Origin of the sequence: Pseudomonas vanderleydeniana (assembly GCF_014268755.2) — a bacterium.
GTDB classification, from domain to species: domain Bacteria; phylum Pseudomonadota; class Gammaproteobacteria; order Pseudomonadales; family Pseudomonadaceae; genus Aquipseudomonas; species Aquipseudomonas vanderleydeniana.
This window is the reverse complement of sequence record NZ_CP077093.1, coordinates 2,105,472-2,131,174: the sequence shown is the minus strand read 5'-3', so window position 1 is coordinate 2,131,174 and position 25,703 is coordinate 2,105,472. Positions and strand designations below refer to the sequence as shown.

The window sequence follows — 25,703 nt, the reverse complement described above, 5'->3', positions numbered from 1 at the left end:
TCCAGGAAAGCCTGAGCATAGGCTCGACTGATCCGGGACTGCGACAATCATTCACTGGGCGTATGCGTCGTCATCGTCCTACTTCGATTTCCTGTTCTTCCTATCCTTCTTCTCGTGCTTGTCCCGCTTGGCGAAGGCCTCCTCGATCGCCTGGTTGATCGTGCGCAGGACCTTGACCCGTGCCCAGCGCTTGTCGTTGGCCTCGACCAGGGTCCAGGGCGAAATCTCGGTGCTGGTGCGGTCGACCATGTCGCCCACCGCGGTGCGGTAGAGGTCCCACTTTTCCCGATTGCGCCAGTCATCCTCGGTGATCTTGAAGCGCTTGAAGGGGATGTCCTCGCGCTGCTGGAAACGCTCCAGCTGGGTCTGCTTGTCGATGGCCAGCCAGAACTTGACCACGATCACCCCGGCATCGCTCAACTGTTCCTCGAAGTCGTTGATCTCGCCGTAGGCCCGCATCCAGTCATCGGTACTGCAAAAGCCCTCGACCCGCTCCACCAGCACCCGGCCGTACCAGGAACGGTCGAACACGGTGAACTTGCCACGCGCCGGGATCTGCCGCCAGAAGCGCCACAGGTAGGGCTGGGCACGCTCGTCCTCGGTGGGTGCGGCAATCGGCACGATGCTGTACTGGCGCGGGTCGAGGGCGGCGGCCAGGCGCCGGATCGCCCCGCCCTTGCCCGCCGCGTCGTTGCCCTCGAAGACGGCGACCAGGGCGTGCTTGCGCATGCGCTTGTCGCGCATCAGGCCCGACAGGCGCGCCTGTTCGGTGATCAGTTGTTCCTCGTAGTCGGCCTTGTCCAGCGCCAGGCTCATGTCCAGGCTGTCGAGCAGGCTCATCTGGTCGACGGCCGACGGCAGCGGCGCAACGTGCCCCGGCGACGACTGGGAACGGGATTTCTTCAGGGCGGCCTGCAGGCCCTCGAGCAGGATCTTGCCCACGGTGAGACTACGATAGTGCGGATCGACGCCCTCGATCACATGCCACGGCGCGTAGTCGCGACTGGTTCGACGCAGTACCCGCTCGCCGAAATGCACGAAGGTGTCGTAGGTCTGCGACTGCTGCCAGTCCAGCGGACTGATCCGCCAACTGTGCAGCGGGTCGTCCTGCAAGGCCTTGAGCCGGGCCTTCATCTGCTTCTTGGAAAGGTGGAACCAGAACTTGAAGATCAGCGCGCCTTCGTCGCAGAGCATCTTCTCCAGACGCTCGGCACCGGCAATCGCCTGGTCCAGCACCGCGTCCTTGAACAGCCCGTGGACCCGCCCCTGCAGCATCTGGCTGTACCAGTTGCCAAAGAACACGCCCATCCGCCCCTTGGCCGGCAGCATGCGCCAGTAGCGCCAGGCCGGTGGATGGGCCAACTCCTCGTCGCTCTGCTGGTCGAAGGTGCGCACCTCGATCAGGCGCGGGTCCATCCATTCGTTGAGCAGCTTGACCGTCTCGCCCTTGCCGGCGCCCTCGATGCCGTTGATCAGCACGATCACCGGAAAACGCTTCTGCTGCTGCAATTCGAACTGGGCTTCGAGCAGCGCCTCACGCAGCGCGGGCACTTCGGCCTCGAAGGTGTCTTTGTCGATGGCGTGACCGATTTCAGCGGATTCGAACATGGATGGCTCCTTCCAGAATGACCCAAGGTTAACGGATCGGACCACGCCGTGGGCGATGAAGTCCCCGACATTTGTCATGGATCAATCCGACACCGGGCAATCGGCTAGAATGGCCGACTGTTTGCCGATGAGTTGCTCCATGAACCGCGTACCACCGCACGCCCAGATCGACTGGGATGACCAGGGACTGCCCCGCTCCCGGGTGTTCGATGACGTGTACTTTTCCGATGGCTCGGGCCTGGAGGAAACCCGCTATGTTTTCATCGAACAGAACCGCCTGAAGGAGCGCTTCGAGGCTCTGCCAGCCAATGGCCGGCTGGTGATCGGTGAAACCGGATTCGGCACCGGGCTGAATTTCCTCTGCGCCTGGCAGTTGTTCGAACAGCATGCGCCAAAGGACGCACGGCTGCATTTCGTCAGCGTGGAGAAATACCCGCTGAGCCACGCCGACCTGCAGCGTGCCCTGGCGCTCTGGCCGGAACTGGCGCCCTTCGCCAGCGCCCTGCTCGAACAGTACGTGGCAATCCACCCGGGTTTCCAGCGCCTGCTGCTGGATAACGGTCGGGTCAGCCTGACGCTGCTGGTCGGCGACGCACTGGAACAGTTGCCACAACTGGAGGCCCGGGTCGACGCCTGGTTCCTCGACGGTTTTGCGCCGGCGAAAAACCCTGAGATGTGGACGCCGGAACTGTTCGCCGAACTGGCCCGCCTGGCGGCCCCCAGCGCGACCATCAGCACCTTCACCAGCACCGGCTGGGTCCGCCGCTCGCTGAACGCCGCCGGCTTCAAGATGAAACGCACGCCGGGCATCGGCCACAAGTGGGAGATCCTGCGCGGTGAATTCATCGGCTGGCCGGAGGAGGTCCCGGTGCCTGCGCCAGCACGGCCCTGGTTCGCCTACCCCGGCCAGCGGGTCGAGGTACGTCGGGTCCTGGTGATCGGTGGCGGCCTGGCCGGTTGCGCCAGCGCCGCCAGCCTGGCCGCCCGTGGCTGGCAGGTGACCCTGCTGGAGCGCCATGAAGCCCTCGCCCGGGAAGCCTCGGGCAATCCCCAGGGCGTGCTGTACCTCAAGCTGTCAGCCCACGGTACGGCATTGTCGCAACTGATCCTCAGCGGATTCGGCCATACCCGACGCCTGCTCGAACGCCTGCACAGGGGCCTGGACTGGGACGGTTGTGGTGTCCTGCAACTGGCCTTCGACGAGAAGGAAGCCGCACGCCAGGCGCAATTGGCCGCCGCCTTCAGCCCCGACCTGTTGCACGTGCTGGAGCGCCCGGAAGCGGAGGCCCTGGCCGGTATCGCCCTCAAGCAGGGTGGGCTGTTCTTCCCCGAAGGTGGGTGGGTGCATCCACCAGCGCTGTGCGCCTGGCAGGCCCGCCACCCGAACATCGACGTACGCCCCCACAGCGAGGCCCTCGAACTGCGCCGGGTCGACGGCCAGTGGCAGGCCTGGGACGCCAGTACCCTGCTCGGCAGCGCCCCGGTAGCGATCCTCGCCACGGCAGCCGAAGTGAAGCGTTTTGCGGCGACCGCACAACTGCCACTCAAGCGCATTCGCGGACAGATCACCCGCCTGGCACAGACTGCAGACAGCAGCGCCCTGCACACCGTGGTCTGCGCCGAAGGCTATGTCGCTCCGGCACGTCTCGGCGAACATACCCTGGGCGCCAGCTTCGCCTTCAACAGCGAGGACCTGCTCCCGACCACGACGGAACACCTCGGCAATCTGGAACTGCTGCAGGAAATCTCACCCGACCTGGCCGAGCGCCTGCAGGTCGCAACGCAGGATCCCGAACGACTGCAGGGTCGCGCCGCCTATCGCTGCACCAGCCCGGACTACCTGCCGATCATCGGCCCGCTGGCCGACGCCGCAGCGTTCGCCCAGACCTATGCGGTACTGGCCAAGGACGCCCGCCAGATACCGCAGCAGGCCTGCCCCTGGCTGGAGGGCCTGTATGTCAACAGCGGCCATGGCTCACGGGGACTGATCACCGCGCCGCTGTCAGGTGAGCTGCTCGCCGCCTGGCTGGACAATGAGCCCCTGCCTCTGCCGCGAGCCGTCGCCGAGGCCTGCCACCCGAGCCGCTTCGCCTGGCGCGAGCTGACACGTGGCAAGTCGCGCCCCGGTTCCTGATCAGGTACCGGGCAACGGCGCGGGATGCTCGTACATTTCCTGACGGGTCAGGCTGGTGAGAAACATCTGTTCCTCGGCCCTGTGGCTGTCCATCAGGCTCGACAGGTGCCGGAAGTAGCGCTCGCTGTGCATGGTGGGTGATTCCCTGAGCAATTGCTCTTCCTGGTCGTGGAAGGGCTGGTTGAACCGGGAGAAATCCCGTGGGTATTTCCTTTTCAGGTAGTCGATCCAGAAGTCGCGCCCGGCGATGAAGGCGGTCAGGTTCGGCGTCTGCTCGGCCTGCAGGATGCGTACATGCGCGGCCTGGATCTGCTCCTCGGTGACATGGGCAATGGACCTGAACATCATTTCCCTCGGCTGCCCGGGCAGGTACATCAATCGCGCCAGGCCGACCCGGTAGGCCAGGTTCACTTCGATCTCGTCGACCGCTCTCGACGAGGGCACCTCGGGGTTTTCGGCCAGTGCCCGGACATGGTTGCGGGCGATCCCATCGATCTGCTCCAGTCGGAACAGGCCCCGCGCCAACTTCAGCAACTGGACCGGTTCATCGCCTTCTATCGCCAGTGCACGAGCCTTGGCCAGCAAGACCCGGACCTCCAGATGACTGAAGCTTTGTGCCGCACTGTCGACACAGGTCAACGGATTGGCAGCCAGGTCGAACAGTTCCCGGCGCAGCGCACCGTTCTCGCCCGCTGCCGCGAGCACCACCCAGACCCGCCGTGTCAGGTCGCTGCGGGTCTTCATGTAGTCCGCGCTCCCCCCCAGGCGTCCCAGCAGATCGAACAGCTCCTGGCTTCCCGGCTCGTGCCACAGCCCCTGCCACAGTGACTGCAGCTGGGCACGCCCTTCCCCCTCGATATCCGCCAGCCAGCGCCGACGTGAACTGTACTCGTCGAGCGCCAACTCCGCCTCGGGTATGCCGAAGGTGATACCGGTACGCAGACGATAGGCCGCCAGCGGACTCTGGTTGGCAGGCGCCAGCGGGTTGTGGCGCAGGACGATCCGCCGGGTGATCGGCGACGGTGCGTCGTAGAGCGCGGCGGGCAGTTGCTGGATCAGGTTGCCACGCAAGTCCGCTGCGGACAGACTGGTACGGGTCAACAGCCCCTCCGGCAAATGGTCGATACCCGTGCCACGCAGGAACAGTCGGCGCAGATGCGGCATCCGCCCGACATCCAGCAGGCGAACATCCGAGTTGCCGTTGAGGTTGAGCACTTCCAACTGGTGCAAGGTGGAGAGCTGGGCCACCGCCTCCCGATCGAGTACGATCCGATTCTCCTGCAGGTGCAGTTCGCGAAGCTCGTCCATTTCCGCAATCGCCGCCGGCAGGCTACGCAGCCGGTTGTTGGCCAGGTCCAGCTTGCGCAGCTTGGGAAAGAGCCTCAGGAAGTTGCCGGGAATGACGCTCAGGTCCATGCTCTTGAGCGACAGTTCGGTGACATGCTCGAAACCGATCGAGCTGGGCAGATCGGGCAGGCTGACCACCCGCAGGCCTTCCAGGCTCAGACCATGACCGATCACCACGCCATCATTGTCATAGGTCCTGGGAGTTTGCCGCCGCCAGCAGCGCTCGAGAATCTGCGAAGCCTGCATGCGGCCCTCCTGCATACCCCCGAGCCAGATGGACTGCCCTCGTTGCTCGAACGACCGGCCGTACCAACTGCTCAGTATCGAGCGCAACAACTCCAGCTCCAACTCCAGCGAGCGGATCCGGTTACGCACCAGTGCCGAATCATCGCCCAGTTGCAACAGCAAGGTGCGCGCTTCGGCCTCGCACAGATCGGGGTACAAGCGGGTCAGCCGAGTCAATCCGCGGCGTGTCGCCTCGACACCACCACGCTTGGCACGCGTACAGCCGGCCAGGTCCATGCGGCGCCACGAGGCCGGTTCGTAGTTCGGTTTCCTCGGCGCAAGACCCAGTGTCGACTCCAGCTCCCGACGAGGACGGGGCAGCGCCGTGCTGAGCAACATCTTGTGCAACTGGGCCTCCTCTCCCAGCCGGATTCCCATCGCCATGCGCTCGCCAACACTCAATGATTCAAGCAATGCCGCGCACAAGGCGTCGTGCCCTGTCGATCGTGAGCCGAGCATCCTGCCGCCCGCATCGAACGCCTGATAACCGCCCTCGGTCCTGACCATAATCCTCCGCCTGGGCAGCTTGAGGTCGCCCAGCTCGGCCAGCAGTGGGCCGCTGACGCTGTCCTGGCGCAGCTCGATACGCAGATCGGTCGGCCAGCCCAGCATCCTCCCCAGCGTGGGCAACTGCAGCCGGGCGGTATCGGGATTCCTGGCCGATTGCAGGAAGCCGTCTTCCAGGGCCCGATTGATGCGCACCTCCCGGGCAACGTCGGTCAAGTCTTCGACCAGTTGCAGTGGCAGCCCCGAATCGAGCAGTAACCGGTCCTTCACATCGACACTGGATTGCGCGACCACCTCGCGCAGTACATTGCTCGGCAACTGGGGAAAACCTTGGCGCACCTGCGCCGGCAAGCCGTCATCCAACAACCAGCGCAGCCTGTAGACCCGCTCGAACAACGCCGGGCGATGCGTACGGACATGCTGCTGCAACGCCTGCTCAAGCCGAGGCAATTCAGTGCCCGGCTTCACTGCGTCACCCAGGATGGCTTGCCTGTGCGGCGGTTCGAGCACGTCGATCAGAGCCTGCAGACCGTGTGCCTCGATATCCGTGGCCGCGACCTTGAAGGCTGTCGGTTGTGAGGTCAGGTCGGCCCCATATTCATGAGTCGGCTTGTCCGCACCATCCAGCAACTGGATCGTACGGCCCCTGGGCCAACCCGGCAGGTCCGGCAGAATTTGCAGTTTCAGGTCCAGCAGGCGTCGCGCGACCGGCGCCTGGCCGGGCTCGATCAGCCAGTCGAGCTCCCGGTCCAGCCGGAAACGCCGGAGCGAATCGAGCAGGGTCGCCGGGATTTCCTGCCTGTTCATGTGCAGGCGCCGCAGCAACGGCGCATCGAGACGGTGGATCGACACGATCCGCTGAAGATCCACCTCCTCCAGACAGGCTGCCTCGGGCCCCAGGCGGCGCAACAGATAGGTCGGAGACTGCCAGCTCAATGGCCACTCATGGACCAGGCGCCAGGCACCCGCGCCATTGTGTTCCAGCAGCGGTTCGTAGGCCGACGACCGACCAGGGTGACGCAGGCGCCAGGCATCGAGGGCTTCATCCCGATAGGCCCGGTAAGGTCGGCCGGCGATATCCAGATAACGATGTCCATCATCGAGCGTACCAGGGTAGAAGCCCTGACTATCCGGCTCCTGTGCCGCGACAAAGGCTTCGTCATGGGCATAAGGCTCCAGGCTGGCCTGCCAGAGCCGATAGTTTCCGTCGCTCGAGCGCACCGGCACCAACTCGTCGAAGAAAGCCGACTGCCGGGGAAACACTCCCTTGATCAACTGCCCTCCCACCTTCACGGCAGCCCCCAGGGCAATCATCGTCGCAAAATCCTCGGCCACCGACATCAGGTGGGCAATGGCTTCGTCATGATCGCCCCGACGCCAGTCCTGATAACCCTCGTAGACCTCCGCCAGCATTTCCCCGACTGCCACTCCCATCATCAGCAGGCCCAACCAGGGGTTGGCGAAAGCCGCCAGGTTCAGCAGGGTCATGCCCAACCCCAGTCGGGCCTGGAAACGGGCATTACGGGCGTCCTGGTCGACATCTTCGGTCGGTACGGCAACGGTCCGGGCATCCTCCTGCAAGCGCAGCAATTGCTGGCGATGAAGCAGGGAAAACAGCTCCTCGCGCGACGGCAACAGGCGCAACTGCAGATCGGCCTGCCGATTCAGCGCGTGGGCGTGTCTGTCGCCAAGCTTCGCGCCCTCCCGGGTCAGGCGACGGCGCAACGACGAAAGAAACACCGGCAGTTCGGACTGAGCGACCAGACGACAAAAAAAATCCTCGTAGAAGGGCTGCCAGAGGCGCTCGCACAACTCGCTTCGAAAGACCTCAAGCGAGGGATAGAACCTGAAGCGGCTGACCGGATCATTGGGGATATGAACCAGCAACCCACGGTCCCCGCCCGACGGCCCGTCGTGCAGGGTGAACAGGCGCACCCCCGACAGCGTCACACCGAGCATTTGCAACTCGTTGACCTCGATCCGCGCCCCGTCTTCATCAAGGCTGACGTTCGACTCGATCAACCGGCATACCCGGGCGTGGACATTCTCGTCCAGCTCCCTTTTCATCCGGGCGATGCAGGCATCGACCAGCATGTCTGCCTTGCCTTGCTGCTGCATGGCGAACGCGATCCTGGCACCTTCGCTGTCCGGCTCCCCGCCGGGCTCCTGCACCAGGTGAAAGAGCTTGCACAGATGATGCTGGTAACGTCGGCCCAGATCCAGTTCGCGCACCAGGTCGACAAAGACCTGTGGAGTCAACGCCGGCTTCGCGGAGCCGGAGAAGCGGATGTGCGACTCCGGTGGCAGCTGTTCGCCCGGCGCGAAGTTCTGCAGCGCCGCATCCAGCAGACCGTGCTGGGTGAACGTCATCGGATAGGGAACGGGGTGGGATACAGGCGACGGTATGTCGGGCCAACGATCAGCCACGGCCAGGCTGTCCTTGTGCAGGTCCAGCCCCGCACCGAATCGCTCCTGCAGCGCCTGCTCAAGCAACGGCTCGCAGAACGCCCTGACTGGTTTCAGCTCCTTGAGTGCATCGGACAGCTCGTCCTTGAATACCTGACTTCTGCGCATGTATTCGCGCAGTTCCACAATCGCCTCCGGGCTTGCCCGCAACAACCAGTCGGGGGCACGGGTGCGAAGCACCTCTTCATTTTCACTGTGCTCATTCATCACCGGTGGCACAGGTAGGGTAACGGCTGGCATTTCAATGCCTCCTCAATCATCCATGGACGGTCAAGGTACCAAGCCCAACGCTGTCGAAAGGCGGAAAAACTTGTTTTATCTCAGTCAGTTGGATCAGAAATTCAGCGCCTTCGCATACCCCGCTGCCACCCTTTCCATTCCGAGCCCTCATTCAGGACTTTGCGTCCGTGACCTTACGTGGTCATCCGCTTATAACGGATTGATATAAAACTCCCCCGTCCGCAGCGAGTCAGTTTCAGGGTCACCCTCCCCAACGGATAACCGGTAAGGACTTATGTGCGGAATAGCTGGAGAACTGCGTTTCGATCGACACCCCGCGGACCTGGCCGCCCTCGAGCGGATCACCCACCACATGGCACCCCGCGGCCCCGATGCCTGGGGTTTCCATAGCCAGGGGCCGATTGCCCTCGGTCATCGTCGACTGAAAATCATGGACCTGTCGGATGCCTCGGCGCAGCCGATGATCGACCCCGACCTGGGCCTGTCACTGGCCTTCAACGGGGCCATCTACAACTTCCCCGAACTGCGCCAGGAACTGGAACGGCTCGGCTACACCTTCTACTCCGGTGGCGACACCGAAGTCCTGCTCAAGGGCTACCACGCCTGGCGCGAAGCCCTGCTGCCCAAGCTCAACGGCATGTTCGCCCTGGCGATCTGGGAGCGCGATGCGCAACGCCTGTTCATCGCCCGCGACCGCCTCGGGGTCAAGCCGCTGTACCTGTCACGTGACGCCAAGCGCCTGCGCTTCGCCTCGAGCCTGCCGGCGTTGCTCAAGGGCGGCGACATCAACCCGCTGCTGGACCCGGTGGCCCTCAACCACTACCTGAACTTCCACGCCGTGGTGCCGGCACCTCGTACCCTGCTGGCCGGCGTCGAGAAACTGCCACCGGCGACCTGGCTGCGCATCGATGCCAATGGCCACAGCGAACAACAGACCTGGTGGTCGCTGAACTACGGCCCGCAGGCCGATGAACACGACCTGGGCCTGGAGGATTGGCGCGACCGGGTGCTCGCCAGCACCCGCGAAGCCGTGGCCATCCGCCAACGGGCGGCCGTGGATGTCGGCGTATTGCTCTCCGGCGGCGTGGACTCGAGCCTGCTGGTCGGGCTGCTGCGCGAGGTCGGGGTCGAACAACTGTCGACCTTTTCCATCGGCTTCCAGGACGCCGGTGGCGAGCGCGGCGACGAGTTCCAGTACTCGGACCTGATCGCCCGCCACTACGGCACCCGCCACCACCAGTTGCGCATCGACGAGCGGGAAATCATCGAGCAGTTGCCCGCGGCCTTCCGTGCCATGAGCGAGCCGATGGTCAGCCACGACTGCATCGCCTTCTACCTGCTGTCGCGCGAGGTCGCCAAGCACTGCAAGGTGGTGCAGAGCGGCCAGGGCGCCGACGAACTGTTCGCCGGCTACCACTGGTACCCGCAGGTGGATGGAGCCAGCGATCCGTGGGCGGCCTATCGCGAAGCGTTCTTCGATCGCAGCTACGACGACTACGCCGCCACGGTACAGCCGGCCTGGCTGGTCGCCGAGGATGCGGCAGGTGATTTCGTTCGCGAGCATTTCGCCCGCCCCGGTGCCAGCGCCGCGGTGGACAAGGCCCTGCGCCTGGACAGCACGGTGATGCTGGTGGACGACCCGGTCAAGCGGGTGGACAACATGACCATGGCCTGGGGCCTGGAAGCGCGCACACCGTTTCTCGACTACCGCCTGGTGGAACTGTCGGCACGTATCCCGGCGCGCTTCAAGCTGCCGGACGGCGGCAAGCAGGTGCTCAAGGAAGCGGCCCGCCTGGTGATCCCCAGCGAGGTCATCGACCGCAAGAAGGGCTACTTCCCCGTTCCCGGCCTCAAGCACCTGCAGGGCGACACGCTGGAATGGGTCCGCGAACTGCTGCTCGACCCGAGCCAGGACCGCGGCCTGTTCAACCCGGCGATGCTCGACCGCCTGCTGACCGACCCACAGGGTCAGCTCACTCCGTTGCGCGGCTCCAAGCTGTGGCAACTGGCGGCCCTGAACCTGTGGCTCAGCGAACAAGGGATCTGATCGGATGAAAGCTCACGCCACGACCTACAGCCAACGCCTGCTGCGCGGCCAGCCGCCCTCCTACGAACGCCTGCAGGCACGCCTGGCCGAGGACGGCAGCGAGCCGGCCGCGGCGCCGGTGGCCGTGCACTGCGGCTGGGGCCGGCTGCTGGTCGGCCACACCTTCGCCGATCCGGCCGCACTGGCCGAAGAACTGCTCAACGAACAGGCCGGCGAGCGGGATATTGCCTTGTATGTCGCCGCTCCCCAGCAGGTGCTGGCCCAGGCGCCGCAGCAGTTGTTCCTCGACCCCTCGGACACCCTGCGTCTGTGGTTCAGCGACTACCGTCCGGCCACCCGGGTGTTTCGCGGGTTCCGTATTCGCCGGGCGCAGAGCCCCGAGGACTGGCAGGCGATCAACCAGCTCTACCTCGCCCGGGGCATGCTGCCGATCGATCCGCAGCTGTTGACCCCGCGCCATGAGGGCGGACCGGTGTACTGGCTGGCGGAGGACGAGGACAGCGGGGCACTGATCGGCAGCGTCATGGGCCTCAACCATCGCAAGGCGTTCCACGATCCGGAGCATGGCTGCAGCCTCTGGTGCCTGGCAGTCGACCCGCAGTGCAGCCGGCCGGGCGTCGGCGAGGTGCTGGTACGGCACCTGGTCGAGCATTTCATGAGCCGTGGCCTGAGCCACCTCGACCTGTCGGTGCTGCATGACAATCGCCAGGCCAAGAGCCTCTACGCCAAGCTCGGCTTTCGCACCCTCAGTACCTTTGCCATCAAGCGCAAGAATGGCATCAACCAGCCGCTGTTCCTCGGCCCGGGCCCGGAAGCCGAGTTCAATCCCTACGCCCGGATACTGGTCGAGGAAGCCCACCGCCGCGGTATCGACGTGCAGGTCGACGACGCCGCCGCCGGCATGTTCACCCTCAGCCACGGCGGGCGCCGGGTGCGCTGCCGCGAGTCGCTGACCGACCTGACCAGTGCCATCAGCATGACCCTGTGCCAGGACAAGAGCCTGACCCACCGGGTCCTGCGTGACGCCGGCCTCAACGTACCGCAGCAACAGCGTGCCGCCGACGCCGAGGACAACAAGGCGTTCCTGCGAACGCACCGCCGGGTAGTGGTCAAGCCCCTGGACGGCGAACAGGGCCAGGGCGTGGCAGTCGACCTGCGCAGCGCCGCCGAAGTCGAACAGGCCATCGAGGCCGCACGCGCCTTCGACAGCCGGGTGCTGCTGGAAAGCTTCCACGAAGGTCTGGACCTGCGCATCGTGGTGATCGGTTTCCAGGTGGTCGCCGCCGCCGTGCGCCACCCGGCCCAGGTGATCGGTGACGGCCAGCACAGCATCGGGGCGCTGATCGAGGCCCAGAGCCGCCGACGCCAGGCGGCCACCGGGGGCGAGAGCCGGATTCCCCTCGATGCGGAAACCCAGCGCACCCTGCATGCCGCCGGGTATGACTACAACACGGTCCTGGCCCAGGGCGAACAACTGGCCGTGCGACGGACCGCCAACCTGCACACCGGCGGCAGCCTGGAGGACGTGACGGCCATCCTCCACCCGGAACTGGCCGAGGCCGCCGTACGGGCGGCGCGAGCACTGGATATCCCGGTGGTCGGGCTGGACCTCATGGTGCCTGCGGCGGACCGGCCGGAATACGTGTTCATCGAGGCCAACGAGCGTTGCGGGCTGGCCAACCACGAACCGCAGCCGACCGCCGAACGTTTCATCGACCTGTTGTTTCCCCATAGCCGGCCGGCGCAATGACCCATTCAATGCCTGAGCCTTGACCTGTGGAACCGGCTGGCTGGCGATGACGATCTGACAGTCGCCCCCCTGTCGACTGACGCACCGCTATCGCCAGCAAGCCGGCTCCCACAACGGTTCCCCCTCCCACCGGAACAGGAGTAGCCATGACCACCCCACTCCCCCAGCCCGACCTCGACTACCTGCAACGGGTACTGCTGGAAATGCTCGCCATTCCCAGCCCGACCGGCTTCACCGACACCATCGTGCGTTATGTCGCCGAACGCCTGGAAGAGCTCGGCATTCCCTTCGAACTGACCCGCCGCGGCACCATCCGCGCCACCCTCAAGGGTCGCCAGAGCAGCCCCGACCGCGCCGTCTCGGCCCACCTGGACACCATCGGTGCCGCCGTGCGGGCGATCAAGGACAATGGCCGGCTGAGCCTGGCCCCGGTCGGTTGCTGGTCCAGCCGTTTCGCCGAGGGCAGCCGGGTTAGCCTGTTCACCGATACCGGAGTGATTCGCGGCAGCGTGCTCCCGTTGATGGCGTCCGGGCACGCCTTCAACACCGCCGTGGACGAGTTGCCGGTCAGCTGGGATCACGTCGAACTGCGCCTGGACGCCTACTGCGCAACCCGGGCCGACTGCGACTCGCTGGGCATCGGCATCGGCGACTTCGTTGCCTTCGACCCACTGCCGGAGTTCACCGAAAGCGGCCATATCAGCGCCCGCCACCTGGACGACAAGGCCGGCGTGGCAGCCCTGCTCACCGCGCTCAAGGCCATCGTCGAAAGCGGTGTGCAACCGCTGATCGACTGCCACCCGCTGTTCACCATCACCGAGGAGATCGGCAGTGGCGCAGCGGCCGCCCTGCCTTGGGATGTCAGCGAGTTCGTCGGCATCGATATCGCCCCGGTCGCCCCCGGCCAGCACTCGAACGAACACGCGGTCAGCGTGGCCATGCAGGACTCCGGCGGCCCCTACGACTACCACCTGTCACGTCATCTGCTGAACCTGGCGACGACCCACGAGCTGCCGGTACGCCGTGACCTGTTCCGCTACTACTTCAGCGATGCCCATTCGGCAGCGACCGCCGGGCACGACAGCCGCATGGCACTGCTGGCCTTCGGCTGCGACGCCACCCACGGTTATGAACGTACCCATATCGACAGCCTCGCGGCCCTGAGCCGCCTGCTCGGCGCCTACCTGCTGAGCCCGCCGGTGTTCGCCAGCGATGCGCAACCAGCCAGCGGTTCCCTCGACCGCTTCAGCCGGCAGCTGGAACACGAGACACAGATGGAAAGCGACACCCGGGTGCCGACGGTGGACAGCCTGATCGGCCAGCGCACCCCAGCGGACTAAGGGGAAACGCGGCTGCCGACCGATTAGCGGTAGCCGCGCCCGGCAAGTCGCAGTAGCATCACGCCGATTCCCGAAGAGAACCGTTCATGCTGATTCCCCACGACCAACTCGAACCCGACACCCTGACCCGGCTGATCGAGGACTTCGTCAGCCGCGATGGCACCGACAACGGCGACGACACGCCCCAGGAGACTCGCGTGCTCAGGGTCCGGCAGGCGTTGAGCAAGGGCCAGGCGGTGATCTTCTTCGACCTGGAAAGCCAGCAGTGCCAGCTGGTGCCCAAGCATGCGGTGCCCAAGGAGTTCTTCGACTGAGGCGAAGGTTCTAGCTCTGCGCCACCGGATCGCGGACGGGGTCGACCTTCGTCAGGATCCGGCGATAGATCTCGGCACGGTGGACGTTGACGTTCTTCGGCGCTTCCACGCCAAAGCGTACGTGATTGCCATTGACCGCGAGAATCCGCACGGTGATGTTGTCGCCGATGGAAATCTTCTCGCCCACGACACGGCTCAATACAAGCATGGCACTCATCCTCAAGGGTTTATGAGTGCCCAAGACTGCCCCGCCGGATCGGCCCCTTCAATGCGGTAGCGGCAAATCAGCCGGCCCTTACCGACACGGCCGATTCGCCCTACAGAATCAGATTTCATACTGCGCCCCATAGGACTTTTCGCCGTAGCGATTCCAGCCGGGGCGCTCCGCCAGCTTATTGGCTGGACTGCCGGGCCTTGGCCCGCATTTTGTTGGCCATCACGGTCATTTCGTCATAGAGCAACTGCGGATTCTTCTGCTTGAGGGCCCAGGCCATGCGCCCCTGCTCGTGGGGCAGGATCATGAACTCGCCCTCGGCGACACGCTGGTAGATGTAGTCGGCAATATCGCTGGCGGTAATCGGCGAGCTCTCCAGCAACTTGCCGACCTGGGCCTTCATGGCGGGAGTCGGGCCGCGGAAAGAGTCCAGCAGGTTGGTCTGGAAAAACGACGGGCAAACCACGTGCACGCCAATCTCTTCTTGCGCCAGCTCGATCAGCAGGCTCTCGGACAAGGCCACCACCCCAGCCTTGGCAACGTTGTAGTTGCTCATCGCCGGCCCCTGCATCAAGGCGGCCATGGACGCGATATTGATGATCTTGCCCTTGCTCTGCTCCAGCAGCGGCAGGAAGGCCTTGCAGCCCTTGACCACACCCATCAGGTTGATCGCGATCTGCCACTCCCAGTCCTCCAGGGACAGCTCGCTGAAGAAGCCTCCGGAGGCTACGCCCGCGTTGTTGACGATCACATCGATGCCACCGAACTTGACCTCGCAGGCCTGGGCCAGGGCCGTCAACTGGCTGTAGTCACGCACATCGCAACGCTGGGTGAAACCGTCGCCACCGGCCTCGCGCACGAGGCCCAGGGTTTCCTGCAGGCCGGCCTCGCTGACATCGGACAAGGCCAGTCGCCAGCCTTCGCGCGCCCAGCGCAGGGCGATTTCGCGGCCCAGGCCAGAGCCGGCGCCAGTGATCATGATGCGATTTTGCATAGGAGGATGCCTTGTGCGTTCCGAGGAAGTTGAGCCGCAGTGTAGCGAAGGAAGATCAGCCGCCCATGCACCATCAGATTGCTGAATACTGGAGGCAAAGTCCTGGCCGAGGACGACTGTCGCGTCGCCTGCAAGTTCCACCGGCGCCCACGGGAAAGTGCACCAGCGGCAATAAATACGCGGAATAAATGCCGGGAAAAATACCTTGGTAGAAAAACTGAATTTTCCAGTCAACCGCCCAGTCGGAAAGTTAAGGCGGTTCGTTAGTTGATCAATGAATCGAACTTTGTACTGACGGGATAACCAACAAGGAAAACACCATGGGTACTATTCTGATTGTCATCCTGATTCTGTTGCTGATCGGTGGTCTGCCAGTCTTCCCGCACTCCCGGAGTTGGGGTTACGGTCCGTCGGGCGTCATCGGTACGGTACTCGTCATTCTGCTGATCCTGGTATTGCTCGGCAGGATATGATCCCGGCGCAAGCCCACTCTCCTGCCGCTCCTGCAGGCAAAAAAAACGCCCCGGATTCGGGGCGTTTTTCATGCTGCGCGGATCACCGGACGGTGTTACTTGCTCGGTGCGACACCTGCGGTGTTATCCAGCAGACTCTTGGTAGCGGTCTGGATGAACGAACCGAGTGTTTGCTTCAGCTCGGCCTCGTCCGGCGAGTTGGGCAGCACTTCGCCACCCGGGTTGGCGCCCAAGTGGTAGCTCCAGAGTCGGGCTGGCACATCCTTGGGTTGAACCAGGACCCGGTCACCGGTGACGAGTGCCACGGTCGGCTCGTTGCCCGACGGTTTGATCATGCCGATACCATGGTCACCCTCAGGCAGGTTGAGCAGGTCACGTCCCCAGCACTGCTGGCGGAACTCGCCCCCCAGGCGACCCATGATGGTCGGCACGATGTCGATCTGGGTACCGACGGTATCGCGACGTGCACCGAACTTCTCCTGGATGCCCGGGCCGATCAACAGCAGCGGTACGTTGAAACGTCCCAGGTCCATTTCGGTGATCTGTTCCTCGTTACCGAAACCATGGTCACCCACAACCACGAACAGGGTGTCCTTGAAGTAGGGCTCCTGGCGGGCCTTCTCGAAGAACTGGCCCAGTGCCCAGTCGGAGTAGCGCATCGCGGTCAGGTGTTCGTTGAGCGGACCACGATCGGTCACCGGCGCAACAGGCAGCGGCGTCGGCAACGCGTACGGCGTGTGGTTGGACAGCGTCTGCAGCAGCGCATAGAACGGTTTGCCAGTCGCTTCGCGAGCCTTGAGCTCCTCCAGGCTGCGGTTGAACATGTCCTGGTCCGACACACCCCAGGTCGGGTCGGAGAACACCGGGTTGACGAAGTCGTTACGGCCGATGAAGGTGGTCATGCCCTGGCTGCCGAAGAAGCCCGACTGGTTGTCCCAGGCGAAGTCGCCGTTGTAGACATACACGTCGTCATACTTGCGGGCGCTGAGCAGTTGCGGCAGGCCGGACAGCTTGTGGCTGCCTTCCGGCGTCTGCATCAGGTACTCGAAGCCAGGCAGGTTCGGGAAGCACGCCATGGTGGCGAACATGCCCTGGTGGGTGTGGGTACCGTTGGAGAAGAACCGCTCGAACAACAGGCCTTCCTTGGACAGCTTGTCGAAGTACGGAGTGATATTGCCGGGACGACCGAGGGCGCCGACCGAGTGACCGGCGAAGCTCTCCATCAGGATCACCACCACGTTCTTGATCGGCAGGGTGTTTTCAGCCGGTGGCGTGGTGTCGCGGCGGATCGCGGCGATATCGCTGTCGACCAGCTTGTCGTTGGCGGTCAGCAGCATGTCACGCACGGTCTGCTGGGCCAGTGGCTGTGGCAGGGTGGCCTTCCAGATGTTGTTGCGGTCATCGGACAGGCGGCTCTGCGCGGCCGCGATCAGCGTCAGCGAACCATTGAGACCCAGCTGGTTGGCGAAGTTCGAGTTGGTGGTATAGGCATCACCCCAACGCAGCGGCGGCCCCTGGCGCAGGGTGCCGCGAACGGCGACGACGCAGATCAGCAGCAGCACCACGAACAGCACGGTACGGGCATACCAGGGCGCGACGGCGCGGCTGCCCGCACTCGCGGTGTAGCCGGCACGGGGACGGGTGATCCGGTCGGCGCCACGGAACAGCAGGCTCAGCACCACGGTGCCCACGGCCCAGGCCAGCAGGTAGCGGACCACCGGGAAACCGTACCAGAGCATGCTCATCACGGTTTTCGGATCTTCCTTCACGTACTGGAACACCAGGCCGTTGAGGCGCTGGTGAAACTCGCGATAGAAGTCCATCTCCATCAGGCCGAAGAACAGCGCCAGGCTCGACGTCACCGTCAACCAGACGCGGAAGAATCCACGCGCAGCCATGGCCCGGGCACTGAGAAACGCCAGCGTCAGCGGCACGAGGAAGTAGACCACGATACGGATGTCGAAGCGCAGGCCGTTGCCGAACGCCTCGAGGAAGGTCGAGGCCGGCGTATCGAGGATCATCTCGCGGTTGTAGACCAGCAATGCCACCCGCAACAGGGTGAACATCACCATCATGATCAATGCACACAACAGGGTGTAAGCCAGATGAGACTTGACTGACGGTTGCGGCAGGCGCGTTGAGGGGCGCTGCGTGCTCAGGGCGTCCGGGTTTGCCATGTCGATTGAGGACTCGTTGGATTCAAGTTGAAAAGTCGGTTTCAGCGGCGTCCTGCCCTCGATTCACCACGAGAGAGGCGCGAAGCCGGCAAATGTTGCACGATCATCGATGGTTTACCACCCATGTATCGTGATTAGCCGTTGAAATCTGCCCTCGCCAAGGCGAAAAATCTTTGTAGAACAAAGATTTGAAGTATGACAGGGCTAAATCAGACGCAGGAATTGTCTTAGACGGAATGTGAAAATTTCGTCCGGCGCATGTTTTGATACACAAAAAAGGCAGCCTGCCAAAACGCATTGCACCGCTCTGGCAGGCCTCGTTCATGACTTTCGGAGCGTCGTGACTAGACCCGCACGTCGCCCCGCGGTCCGGCAATCGCCCAGATGATCAGGCCCAGGACCGGCAACAGCGCGATCAGCAATACCCAGAGGATTTTCATCCCGGTTTCGGCACCGCTTTTCAGTACGTTGAGAATGGCCCAGATATCCAGCGCAAGGATGATCAGGCCGATAAAGCCGTTGAAGGTGGAACCCATGGTGCTGCTCCCGAGTGAGGACTGGCCCTATCTAGGATAGCCGGCCACGGCCAGGGTTCCTTCCATTACCGGCCTCAGACGTGCAGCGCGACCCGCAGGGCTTCCAGGGACGGCGCGGCAGCGATGCCGACCTGCTCGCACAACTCCAGGACCCGCGCCAGCTCGTTGCCATAGACCAGCACGGCCTGCAGCTCGTCATCCAGCAGTTGGCTGAAATTGAGCAGCACGTAGCCGCCCATCTCCGGGTTCATGCTCGAGAGCTGGATCTGGATCCGGTTCAGCGCCGTCAGCGGCTCGACCTTGGCCAGTTGCTTGGGCTTGATATTGAACGGTACGTCCTTGCCGAACGACGCAACGATCTGCGCGAACAGGTCCATGTAGGTATCGGCCTGGAACAGGACCGTCTCCGGCAGGCTGCCGACCACGACCCACTCACCCAACGGGATCGGGAAGCTGTCGTCATAGTTGATGTCCGGGTTGGCCGCCAGAAAGCCGGCCTCGTCGGCATACGCCTGGGCAGCCTCGTCGGCAATCTGCTGGATCTCGGCTTCGCCCATGCAGCCGGAGCTGATTTTGGTGATGAGTTCGATAAGGGCGGTTTTCATGGGGGATCCTGCGACCTGGGGCTGTTCGGGGCGCGAAGGATAGCGCAAATGCCGGCGCCGCGCAGGTACCGGACCTGCACGGCGTCGGCGACTTCACGCCTGGAGCTGTTGCAGTTGCGCGGCGGTATCCACCGCGCCCATGGTCTGGGCTGCCGCCAGTGCCGTGACACCGTTGGCATCCGTTGCCTGCGGATCGGCACCCTGGCCAAGCAGGTACTCGACGATCGTGGTGCGGTTGAACATCGCCGCCATCATCAACGCCGTGCGGCCGTCCGCCGAAGCGCCCTCGACCTGTGCGCCCCCTTCGACCAGCAGCTTGACCATCGGCAGGTCGCCCTTGAAGGCGGCACCGGCGATCGGGCTCTGGCCGTTGGCATTGCGAATCTCCGGATCGGCCTTGTGCTCGAGCAACACCCGGACCGCATCGACGTGGCCGTAGTAGCTGGCGAGCATCAGCAGGGTATCGCCCTTGTGGTTGCGCAGGTTGACCGGCAGGCCGCTGCTCAACAGCGCGGCCAGCATCGCGGCGTCGCCCTTGCGGGCCACGTCGAATACCTGCTCGGCAAACTCGGCGGCTTCTTCTTCGGTCATTTGGCGGGCTTGATCGGACATTTCGGACTCCCTGTGGCTCAACGAGAAACTGGTGATCTATGGAGCCAGTTTCTCGGGCTTGAGTTTCCCTGTCATGCCTTATTTTTCAAGCGCTTCCATAGCCAGAATCAATAACGGAACTTGCCTGCATGGATTTCCTCATGTATCTGCCCGGTCACCTGCACATACGTATCGGACCCCGGCAGCCAGGCATAGATCGGATCCTCGCCGACCTTGCCGGGATCGAAGGCTTCGTCGCGGAGCCGGCCCTTCTGGTACTTGAACGTGCCGGTGGTTTCCATCTTCAGCTTCACGCGCAGGAACAGCGGGATCGCATAGGTCGGCATCTGCTGGCGAGCAAAACTCAGCAGCTCGGTAAAATCCAGGGTCGCCAACGATTCGGCCGGGGTAATCGCCGCCATTCCGGCGCGACCGTTGGTGTTGTTGATTTCCACCCCATAGGCCACCACCTCGGCGATGTGCGGATGCTGCAGCAGGATGTTTTCCACTTCGGTTGTCGAGACGTTCTCGCCCTTCCAGCGGTAGGAGTCACCCAGGCGGTCGACGAACTGGGCATGCCCGAAGCCGATGTCGCGCAGCAGGTCGCCGGTATTGAAGTAGCGGTCGCCCTTTTCGAACACGTCGCACAACACGACCTTCTGGGTCTTGGCCGATTCGGTGTAGCCATCCAGCGGCGCCTTGTCGTCGATCCGGGCCAGCAACAGGCCCTGCCCTCCCTTGGGCACCTTGCGCATGAAGCCGTTGGCATCGCGCAATGGCGTGCCGCAATCCGGGGCGTACTCCACCAGGGCCCAGGACATCAGCGAGAAGCCGATGGTGTTGTTGAAGTTGAGCGCGTTGGTGAAACCGATGTTGCCATCGCTGGCGGCGTAGAATTCGCTGATGTGATCGATGTCGAAACGCTGCTTGAACTCCCGCCAGACGCTGGGACGCAGGCCGTTGCCAATCATCTTCGTCACCTTGTTGTCCCGGTCCGCGGGGCTCGGCGGCTGGTCCAGCAGGTAGCGGCACAGCTCGCCCACATAGCCCAGGGTCGTGGCATTGAAGCGCCGCGCCTCCTCCCAGAACTGGCTGGCGCTGAACTTGCGCCGGAAAGCGAATCCCGAAGCCCCGGCGATCGCCGATCCCCAGCACACGCACAGGCCGGTGGCGTGATACAGCGGCAGGGTGCAATAAAGGACATCCTGCGGGCCCATGTCGAGAGCGATCAGGCCGAAGCTGGCGTAGGTCTTCATCCAGCGGCCATGGCGGAAAATCCCGGCCTTGGGCAGGCCAGTGGTCCCGGAGGTATAGATATAGAAGCACGGGTCATCAGCGAAGACCTGCTGGCTGGTGGCCGGGTTCGTCTGGTCCTGGCCGAGGCTGGCACCCATCAGGTTGATCCAGCCCGCGGGCGCCTCGCCCGGATCGACGTCGGTGTCCTGGTCCGCCACGAAGTAGTGCCGGGCCGGATCGATGTCGACCTGATCGCTCACGGCCGAATAGGCACCGAGCAGTTCCGCACCGACCACCATCGCCACCGGCGACACCAGGGTGATGCTATGCACCAGTGCGCCCTGGGTCTGGGAGGTGTTGAGCATCGCGCAGACACCGCCCACCTTGGCGACCGCCAGGATCGTTACCAGCAGCTCGATCCGGTTCTCGACGAGGATGCCCACCACATCGCCCTTGCCGATGCCCTGGCCGAGCAGGTAGTGGGCGATGCGGTTGGCCCACTGGTTGGCCTGCTGGTAGCTCAGGGAACGGTTGCCGTACAGCAGTGCCGCGCCCGAGGGATTGCGGGCTACCGCCTGCTCGAAACTCCAGGCGAGCCCACAGGGCTGGTCGGGGGTCTTCACCTTGGACAGCTTGAGCCCGCGAATGACACGCGGCAGCGCCTTGGCAACAGTGGGAAGTTTGCGGAGCATCATGCCCCAGGTGATCACGTCATCATGTTGAACGTTCATGGGTCACATCCTGTCTTTTATTATTATCGAGCGAACGTCGTCCGGGCCGACAACCTCGCCAACCTTCCTTGTTGCAGCCCCGGAATTCGCAGCCTCACCGGGGGCCCGTCTCGCTTCGAAAATACGGCAACCCCGGCGAAGCTGTACATGAAGGTTTTGCAAAGTTTTGTATCCTCGCGCTGATCAGGACCGCCATCGGCCACCGCTGGGCAAAATGCAGGATGCACGATAGCCAATCTTGCATTTTGCACGACGCCACGATTCCAAAATAACGCTAACCAATTGATTTATATGGATTTTTAAAATCAAGGATGCTGGCACAATCACTGCAACCATGACTCCATGCCTAGCCACTAACTCGCTGACGGAGTCGATCGACATGGACCTGATCCAGGAAAAATTCTCTTCTGTATTCTCCAACTACGAAGTCACCACCCAGCCACGTCCCGATGGCGGTGTGCTGCTGACATTGCGCGACCGCGACGGCAAGCAGATGAAACGCTGCATCTCCTATGCCCAACTGCACACTGCCGAGCAACTGACCTGGGTGATCAGCGCGATTCGTCGCGACCTTGCCGAGCAGCCAAGCGAACTGCCAGCCATTTCCCTGCTGCAGAGCCAGAACCGCTTCGCCCTGCCGTCCTACCACTGAAACGGGCCACTAGACGAGGCCGCGGTTGACGGCCTCGCCCACCGCGTGAGCCCGGTTGCTCACACCCAGCTTGTGATAGATGTTGCGCAGGTGAAACTTCACCGTGGCTTCGGACACGTTGCGGATCATGCTGATTTCCCACACCGTCTTGCCCGCTCGCGCCCACCGGAGAACTTCCAGTTCCTTCTCGCTGAGTGTCTGGGCCTTGGAAAGACGGTTTCTGCAGTTCTTCTTCAAGACCGGCAGCAACGCCACTTGAACAACATCCTGTTTAAGCGCTGTTCTCGACTCCTCGATATCTGCCGGCCGGTGCACAGCCGTGGGCGCAGCACCGGCCGCCAGTATCCTGGAAATGCTCATGTCTGTTTCTCCCTGTGATTTTCAACAGTTCGCACAGCTGTTGGCCAGACAACCGTCAAAAATAGAGAGTTACACAGAAGCGGGAATTAACAACCAACCACAAACATAAACAGGGATGGCCGACATTTCATTAGGCAGCATCCTACAATTTGAAACATTCACTTCCGACTCAAGTTTTAATCACTCCAGCCGTGTGGCGATTGTTTAATGTCGGCCCCCCGGGCCTTCAGTCGTCAAGGCCGGGGAAACGGCCCGCCAGGTCATCTTCGACCAGGCTGAGCGCCCGCTCGGTCTTGTCGAACAGGCGAAGCACCACGCAGCGAGGCTCTTCGCCCAGGTCGAACCAATGGGCGGTACCGGCCGGGACCACCACCAGGTCATTCCTCTCGCACTGCACGGCATAAACATAATCGCCGAGATGCAGGCTGAGTTGCCCGCGACCACCGAGGAAGCACCACACCTGCCCGGCATCCTGGCGCTGTTCGCGCAGCAGTGCCGCACAGCGCTCGGCCTTCTGCGGATGGTTGTTGTCGAGGCTGATGACCTCGACCGCGACGCAGCCATGCTGAGTCATCAATTGATCGAGTTGCGCCCGGGCGGCGTCGAGCACGTCCTCTTCGGCGGTGCCAGGACGAACCGCTGTCGCCACGCAGAAGCGCTCGAAACGAACGCCCAGTTCCGTCAGGGTCGAGGCCATGTCGTCGACATGGGTCAGGACCTTGTTCGGAAGGTCCGGGCTGCTAACGGGGTAAACGAACAGACTGCTCATGGGCTTCTATTTCCTCGGGGCGGGCTCAGGGCCGGGCCTCTTGCATGCGTGTGGCAATGATAATCGCGGCGGCCAGGACCGCCAGGCTGGCGATACTGAAAGTCAGGGTCGGCCCCAGGGCATTCCAGCTGTAGCCGGCGTACAACGCGCCCAGGGCACCACCGGTCCCGGACAGCGCGGCATAGAGCGCCTGCCCCTGCCCCTGCTGGCGCGCGCCGAAACTGCGCTGGACGAAATGAATGGCCGAAGCGTGGAAGCTGCCGAACGTTGCCGCGTGCAACAGCTGGGCAAACAGCAGCACCCACAGGTGCTCGGCCAGGGAACCCAGCAGCAGCCAGCGCAAGGCCGCCAGCAGGAAACTCGCCAGCAGCACCCGGCGCACGGAAAACCGCGCGAGGATCCGGCTCATGCCCAGGAACATCAGCACCTCGGCGACCACGCCCAGCGCCCAGAGCATGCCGATCAACCCGCGGCTGTAGCCGAGGCTTTCCAGGTGCAGGGTCAGGAAGGTGTAGTAGGGACCGTGGCTCAGTTGCATCAGCGCGACGCACACGTAGAACGCCAGCACGCCGGGGCTGCGCAGTTGGCCGAGGAAGCCCTCGCCGGCTGGCCGTTCGCCCCCGGCCGCCGGTTGAGCGTTGGGCACCCAGGCCGTGCTCAGCGCAATGCCGGCCATGATCACCACGACCGTCATCGGGTAGATGTCCAGGCTCAGCCACTCGAACAGGCGACCGATCAGCACCACGGCAAGGATGAAGCCGATCGAGCCCCACAGGCGGATCTGGCTGTAGCGCCCGGGCTGGCCTTGCAGGTGCGCCAGGGTGATGACCTCGAACTGCGGCAATACGGCGTGCCAGAAGAACGCATGCAGCGCCATGACCAGCGCCAGCCAGGCATAGCTCTTGTCGAGAAAGATCAGCGAGAACGCCAGCAGCGTGCAGGCCGCGCCGCAACGCACGATCAGCAGGCGCCGCCCGGTGTAGTCACCCAGCCAGCCCCAGATGTTCGGCGCCACGCAGCGCATCAGCATCGGAATCGCCACCAGTTCGCCGATCCGCGCCGGGACGAACCCCAGGTGATGGAAATACAGCGCCAGGTACGGCGCCGTGGCGCCGAGCAGGGCGAAGTAGAACAGGTAGAAACCGGAAAGCCGCCAGTAAGGGAGCGGCGCCCCCGACATTACAGTTGGCCCAGCACCGGTGTGCTGACACGCACATCCGCATTCTGCGCACGATGGCGCAGCAGGTGGTCCATCAGCACGATGGCCATCATCGCCTCGGCGATCGGCGTGGCACGGATGCCGACGCACGGGTCATGGCGGCCCTTGGTGATCACGTCCACCGGGTTGCCATGAATGTCGATGGAACGGCCCGGCGTGGTGATGCTGGAGGTTGGCTTGAGCGCCAGGTGCGCGACGATCGGCTGGCCGGACGAGATGCCACCGAGAATGCCGCCGGCGTTGTTGCTGAGGAAACCTTCCGGCGTCAGCTCGTCGCGGTGCTCGGTACCACGCTGGGACACACAGGCGAAACCGGCGCCGATTTCCACGCCCTTGACTGCGTTGATGCTCATCAGCGCATGGGCCAGTTCGGCATCCAGGCGGTCGAAGATCGGCTCGCCAAGGCCGGGCATCACCCCCTCGGCAACCACGGTGATCTTCGCGCCGACCGAGTCCTGGTCACGGCGCAGCTGGTCCATGTAGGCCTCCAGCTCCGGCACCTTGTCCGGATCAGGGCTGAAGAAGGCATTCTGCTCGACCGACTCCCAGGTCTTGAAGGGAATCTCGATCGGACCCAGCTGGCTCATGTAGCCACGAATGACGATGCCCTGGCTGGCGAGGAATTTCTTGGCGATGGCGCCGGCAGCCACGCGCATGGCGGTTTCGCGCGCCGAACTGCGGCCACCACCACGGTAGTCGCGCTCACCGTACTTGTGGTGGTAGGTGTAGTCGGCGTGGGCCGGGCGGAACAGGTCCTTGATCGCCGAGTAGTCCTTGGACTTCTGGTCGGTGTTGCGAATCAGCAGGCCGATCGCGCAGCCGGTGGTGCGTCCTTCGAAGACCCCGGAGAGGATCTCCACCTCGTCCGGCTCCTGGCGCTGGGTGGTGTGCCGGTTGGTGCCGGGCTTGCGCCGGTCGAGATCGCGCTGCAGATCCTCCAGCGACAGCTCCAGGCCTGGCGGGCAGCCATCGACAATGGCGACCAACGCCGGGCCATGGCTTTCGCCGGCGGTGGTGACAGTGAACAGCTTGCCGTAGGTATTGCCGGACATGCAGGACGCTCCGCGAATCAGATCTAGATAACCGAGCGCCCCAGTATACGCAGGCT

General features: G+C 63.7%; 20 protein-coding genes. 7 read left to right on the top strand and 13 right to left on the bottom strand.

The window, feature by feature from the left end:
* Positions 1–78 precede the first annotated feature (78 nt).
* The gene (gene pap, locus HU752_RS09650) at positions 79–1,608 is read right to left on the bottom strand and encodes a polyphosphate:AMP phosphotransferase (RefSeq protein WP_186677329.1); all 1,530 of its coding nucleotides are present in this window, start codon (positions 1,606–1,608) and stop codon (positions 79–81) included.
* A 139-nt stretch (positions 1,609–1,747) separates the two neighbouring features.
* Here pap and mnmC point away from each other — a divergent pair, with 139 nt between their 5' ends.
* Positions 1,748–3,742, top strand: coding sequence for a bifunctional tRNA (5-methylaminomethyl-2-thiouridine)(34)-methyltransferase MnmC2/FAD-dependent 5-carboxymethylaminomethyl-2-thiouridine(34) oxidoreductase MnmC1 (mnmC, locus tag HU752_RS09645; protein WP_186677332.1), 1,995 nt, complete (start codon positions 1,748–1,750; stop codon positions 3,740–3,742).
* On the opposite strand, the gene HU752_RS09640 is transcribed toward mnmC, so the two are convergent.
* On the bottom strand, positions 3,743–8,587 hold the full coding sequence (locus HU752_RS09640; protein WP_225920113.1) for an NEL-type E3 ubiquitin ligase domain-containing protein: 4,845 nt from the start codon (positions 8,585–8,587) through the stop codon (positions 3,743–3,745).
* 274 nt (positions 8,588–8,861) lie between these two features.
* Here HU752_RS09640 and HU752_RS09635 point away from each other — a divergent pair, with 274 nt between their 5' ends.
* From HU752_RS09635 to HU752_RS09620, 4 genes are all read left to right on the top strand, one after another.
* Positions 8,862–10,634: an N-acetylglutaminylglutamine amidotransferase gene (locus HU752_RS09635; RefSeq protein ID WP_186677335.1), complete on the top strand. Its 1,773-nt coding sequence runs from the start codon at positions 8,862–8,864 to the stop codon at positions 10,632–10,634.
* A gap of 4 nt (positions 10,635–10,638) precedes the next feature.
* On the top strand, positions 10,639–12,384 hold the full coding sequence (gene ngg / locus HU752_RS09630; RefSeq protein ID WP_186677337.1) for an N-acetylglutaminylglutamine synthetase: 1,746 nt from the start codon (positions 10,639–10,641) through the stop codon (positions 12,382–12,384).
* Between the two features lie 146 nt (positions 12,385–12,530).
* Entirely contained in the window at positions 12,531–13,724 is a 1,194-nt protein-coding gene (locus HU752_RS09625; RefSeq protein WP_186677340.1) for an osmoprotectant NAGGN system M42 family peptidase, read from the top strand.
* Positions 13,725–13,810: 86 nt separating this feature from the next.
* Positions 13,811–14,038: a YheU family protein gene (locus HU752_RS09620; protein WP_186677341.1), complete on the top strand. Its 228-nt coding sequence runs from the start codon at positions 13,811–13,813 to the stop codon at positions 14,036–14,038.
* Between the two features lie 10 nt (positions 14,039–14,048).
* On the opposite strand, the gene csrA is transcribed toward HU752_RS09620, so the two are convergent.
* Both csrA and HU752_RS09610 read right to left on the bottom strand, forming a co-directional pair.
* Positions 14,049–14,246, bottom strand: a complete 198-nt coding sequence (gene csrA / locus HU752_RS09615; RefSeq protein WP_186677343.1) for a carbon storage regulator CsrA — start codon at positions 14,244–14,246, stop codon at positions 14,049–14,051.
* Positions 14,247–14,430: 184 nt separating this feature from the next.
* Positions 14,431–15,246: an SDR family oxidoreductase gene (locus HU752_RS09610; protein ID WP_186677345.1), complete on the bottom strand. Its 816-nt coding sequence runs from the start codon at positions 15,244–15,246 to the stop codon at positions 14,431–14,433.
* Positions 15,247–15,566: 320 nt separating this feature from the next.
* Here HU752_RS09610 and HU752_RS09605 point away from each other — a divergent pair, with 320 nt between their 5' ends.
* On the top strand, positions 15,567–15,719 hold the full coding sequence (locus tag HU752_RS09605; protein WP_186677347.1) for a DUF3309 family protein: 153 nt from the start codon (positions 15,567–15,569) through the stop codon (positions 15,717–15,719).
* Between the two features lie 95 nt (positions 15,720–15,814).
* Here HU752_RS09605 and HU752_RS09600 read toward each other — a convergent pair whose 3' ends face one another.
* The 5 genes from HU752_RS09600 to HU752_RS09580 form a co-directional block, all read right to left on the bottom strand.
* On the bottom strand, positions 15,815–17,896 hold the full coding sequence (locus tag HU752_RS09600; protein ID WP_186677349.1) for an LTA synthase family protein: 2,082 nt from the start codon (positions 17,894–17,896) through the stop codon (positions 15,815–15,817).
* 344 nt (positions 17,897–18,240) lie between these two features.
* Complete coding sequence (locus HU752_RS09595) at positions 18,241–18,432, bottom strand: PLDc N-terminal domain-containing protein (protein WP_186677351.1); 192 nt, start codon at positions 18,430–18,432, stop codon at positions 18,241–18,243.
* 74 nt (positions 18,433–18,506) lie between these two features.
* Positions 18,507–19,037: a hypothetical protein gene (locus tag HU752_RS09590; RefSeq protein ID WP_186677354.1), complete on the bottom strand. Its 531-nt coding sequence runs from the start codon at positions 19,035–19,037 to the stop codon at positions 18,507–18,509.
* Between the two features lie 93 nt (positions 19,038–19,130).
* Positions 19,131–19,649 (bottom strand): ankyrin repeat domain-containing protein, encoded by a 519-nt coding sequence (locus tag HU752_RS09585; protein ID WP_186677356.1) that lies wholly within the window; start codon positions 19,647–19,649, stop codon positions 19,131–19,133.
* Positions 19,650–19,756: 107 nt separating this feature from the next.
* A complete protein-coding gene (locus HU752_RS09580; protein ID WP_186677359.1) occupies positions 19,757–21,595 on the bottom strand; it encodes a long-chain-acyl-CoA synthetase in 1,839 nt (612 codons plus the stop codon).
* A 379-nt stretch (positions 21,596–21,974) separates the two neighbouring features.
* Between HU752_RS09580 and HU752_RS09575 the strand changes: the two genes are divergently transcribed.
* On the top strand, positions 21,975–22,247 hold the full coding sequence (locus tag HU752_RS09575) for a DUF3509 domain-containing protein (RefSeq protein ID WP_186677362.1): 273 nt from the start codon (positions 21,975–21,977) through the stop codon (positions 22,245–22,247).
* A 9-nt stretch (positions 22,248–22,256) separates the two neighbouring features.
* On the opposite strand, the gene HU752_RS32095 is transcribed toward HU752_RS09575, so the two are convergent.
* From HU752_RS32095 to aroC, 4 genes are all read right to left on the bottom strand, one after another.
* Complete coding sequence (locus tag HU752_RS32095) at positions 22,257–22,607, bottom strand: response regulator transcription factor (protein WP_186677366.1); 351 nt, start codon at positions 22,605–22,607, stop codon at positions 22,257–22,259.
* Between the two features lie 226 nt (positions 22,608–22,833).
* The gene (locus HU752_RS09565; RefSeq protein ID WP_186677368.1) at positions 22,834–23,376 is read right to left on the bottom strand and encodes an acireductone dioxygenase; all 543 of its coding nucleotides are present in this window, start codon (positions 23,374–23,376) and stop codon (positions 22,834–22,836) included.
* Positions 23,377–23,401: 25 nt separating this feature from the next.
* Entirely contained in the window at positions 23,402–24,556 is a 1,155-nt protein-coding gene (locus HU752_RS09560; protein WP_186677371.1) for an MFS transporter, read from the bottom strand.
* Positions 24,556–25,647 (bottom strand): chorismate synthase, encoded by a 1,092-nt coding sequence (gene aroC, locus HU752_RS09555; protein WP_186677384.1) that lies wholly within the window; start codon positions 25,645–25,647, stop codon positions 24,556–24,558. Before aroC ends, HU752_RS09560 begins: the two co-directional genes overlap by 1 nt.
* Positions 25,648–25,703: the final 56 nt, after the last annotated feature.

What these genes read in the sequence shown, in the direction of transcription:
- ngg (WP_186677337.1), top strand. Translation starts at nt 10,639, where the DNA reads ATGAAAGCTCACGCCACGACCTACAGCCAACGCCTGCTGCGCGGCCAG.
- HU752_RS09605 (WP_186677347.1), top strand. Translation starts at nt 15,567, where the DNA reads ATGGGTACTATTCTGATTGTCATCCTGATTCTGTTGCTGATCGGTGGT.
- HU752_RS09585 (WP_186677356.1), bottom strand. Translation starts at nt 19,649, where the DNA reads ATGTCCGATCAAGCCCGCCAAATGACCGAAGAAGAAGCCGCCGAGTTT.
- HU752_RS32095 (WP_186677366.1), bottom strand. Translation starts at nt 22,607, where the DNA reads ATGAGCATTTCCAGGATACTGGCGGCCGGTGCTGCGCCCACGGCTGTG.
- HU752_RS09590 (WP_186677354.1), bottom strand. Translation starts at nt 19,037, where the DNA reads ATGAAAACCGCCCTTATCGAACTCATCACCAAAATCAGCTCCGGCTGC.
- HU752_RS09640 (WP_225920113.1), bottom strand. Translation starts at nt 8,587, where the DNA reads ATGCCAGCCGTTACCCTACCTGTGCCACCGGTGATGAATGAGCACAGT.
- HU752_RS09625 (WP_186677340.1), top strand. Translation starts at nt 12,531, where the DNA reads ATGACCACCCCACTCCCCCAGCCCGACCTCGACTACCTGCAACGGGTA.
- pap (WP_186677329.1), bottom strand. Translation starts at nt 1,608, where the DNA reads ATGTTCGAATCCGCTGAAATCGGTCACGCCATCGACAAAGACACCTTC.
- HU752_RS09595 (WP_186677351.1), bottom strand. Translation starts at nt 18,432, where the DNA reads ATGGGTTCCACCTTCAACGGCTTTATCGGCCTGATCATCCTTGCGCTG.
- HU752_RS09575 (WP_186677362.1), top strand. Translation starts at nt 21,975, where the DNA reads ATGGACCTGATCCAGGAAAAATTCTCTTCTGTATTCTCCAACTACGAA.
- HU752_RS09600 (WP_186677349.1), bottom strand. Translation starts at nt 17,896, where the DNA reads ATGGCAAACCCGGACGCCCTGAGCACGCAGCGCCCCTCAACGCGCCTG.
- HU752_RS09565 (WP_186677368.1), bottom strand. Translation starts at nt 23,376, where the DNA reads ATGAGCAGTCTGTTCGTTTACCCCGTTAGCAGCCCGGACCTTCCGAAC.
- HU752_RS09620 (WP_186677341.1), top strand. Translation starts at nt 13,811, where the DNA reads ATGCTGATTCCCCACGACCAACTCGAACCCGACACCCTGACCCGGCTG.
- HU752_RS09610 (WP_186677345.1), bottom strand. Translation starts at nt 15,246, where the DNA reads ATGCAAAATCGCATCATGATCACTGGCGCCGGCTCTGGCCTGGGCCGC.
- HU752_RS09560 (WP_186677371.1), bottom strand. Translation starts at nt 24,556, where the DNA reads ATGTCGGGGGCGCCGCTCCCTTACTGGCGGCTTTCCGGTTTCTACCTG.
- aroC (WP_186677384.1), bottom strand. Translation starts at nt 25,647, where the DNA reads ATGTCCGGCAATACCTACGGCAAGCTGTTCACTGTCACCACCGCCGGC.
- HU752_RS09580 (WP_186677359.1), bottom strand. Translation starts at nt 21,595, where the DNA reads ATGAACGTTCAACATGATGACGTGATCACCTGGGGCATGATGCTCCGC.
- HU752_RS09635 (WP_186677335.1), top strand. Translation starts at nt 8,862, where the DNA reads ATGTGCGGAATAGCTGGAGAACTGCGTTTCGATCGACACCCCGCGGAC.
- csrA (WP_186677343.1), bottom strand. Translation starts at nt 14,246, where the DNA reads ATGCTTGTATTGAGCCGTGTCGTGGGCGAGAAGATTTCCATCGGCGAC.
- mnmC (WP_186677332.1), top strand. Translation starts at nt 1,748, where the DNA reads ATGAACCGCGTACCACCGCACGCCCAGATCGACTGGGATGACCAGGGA.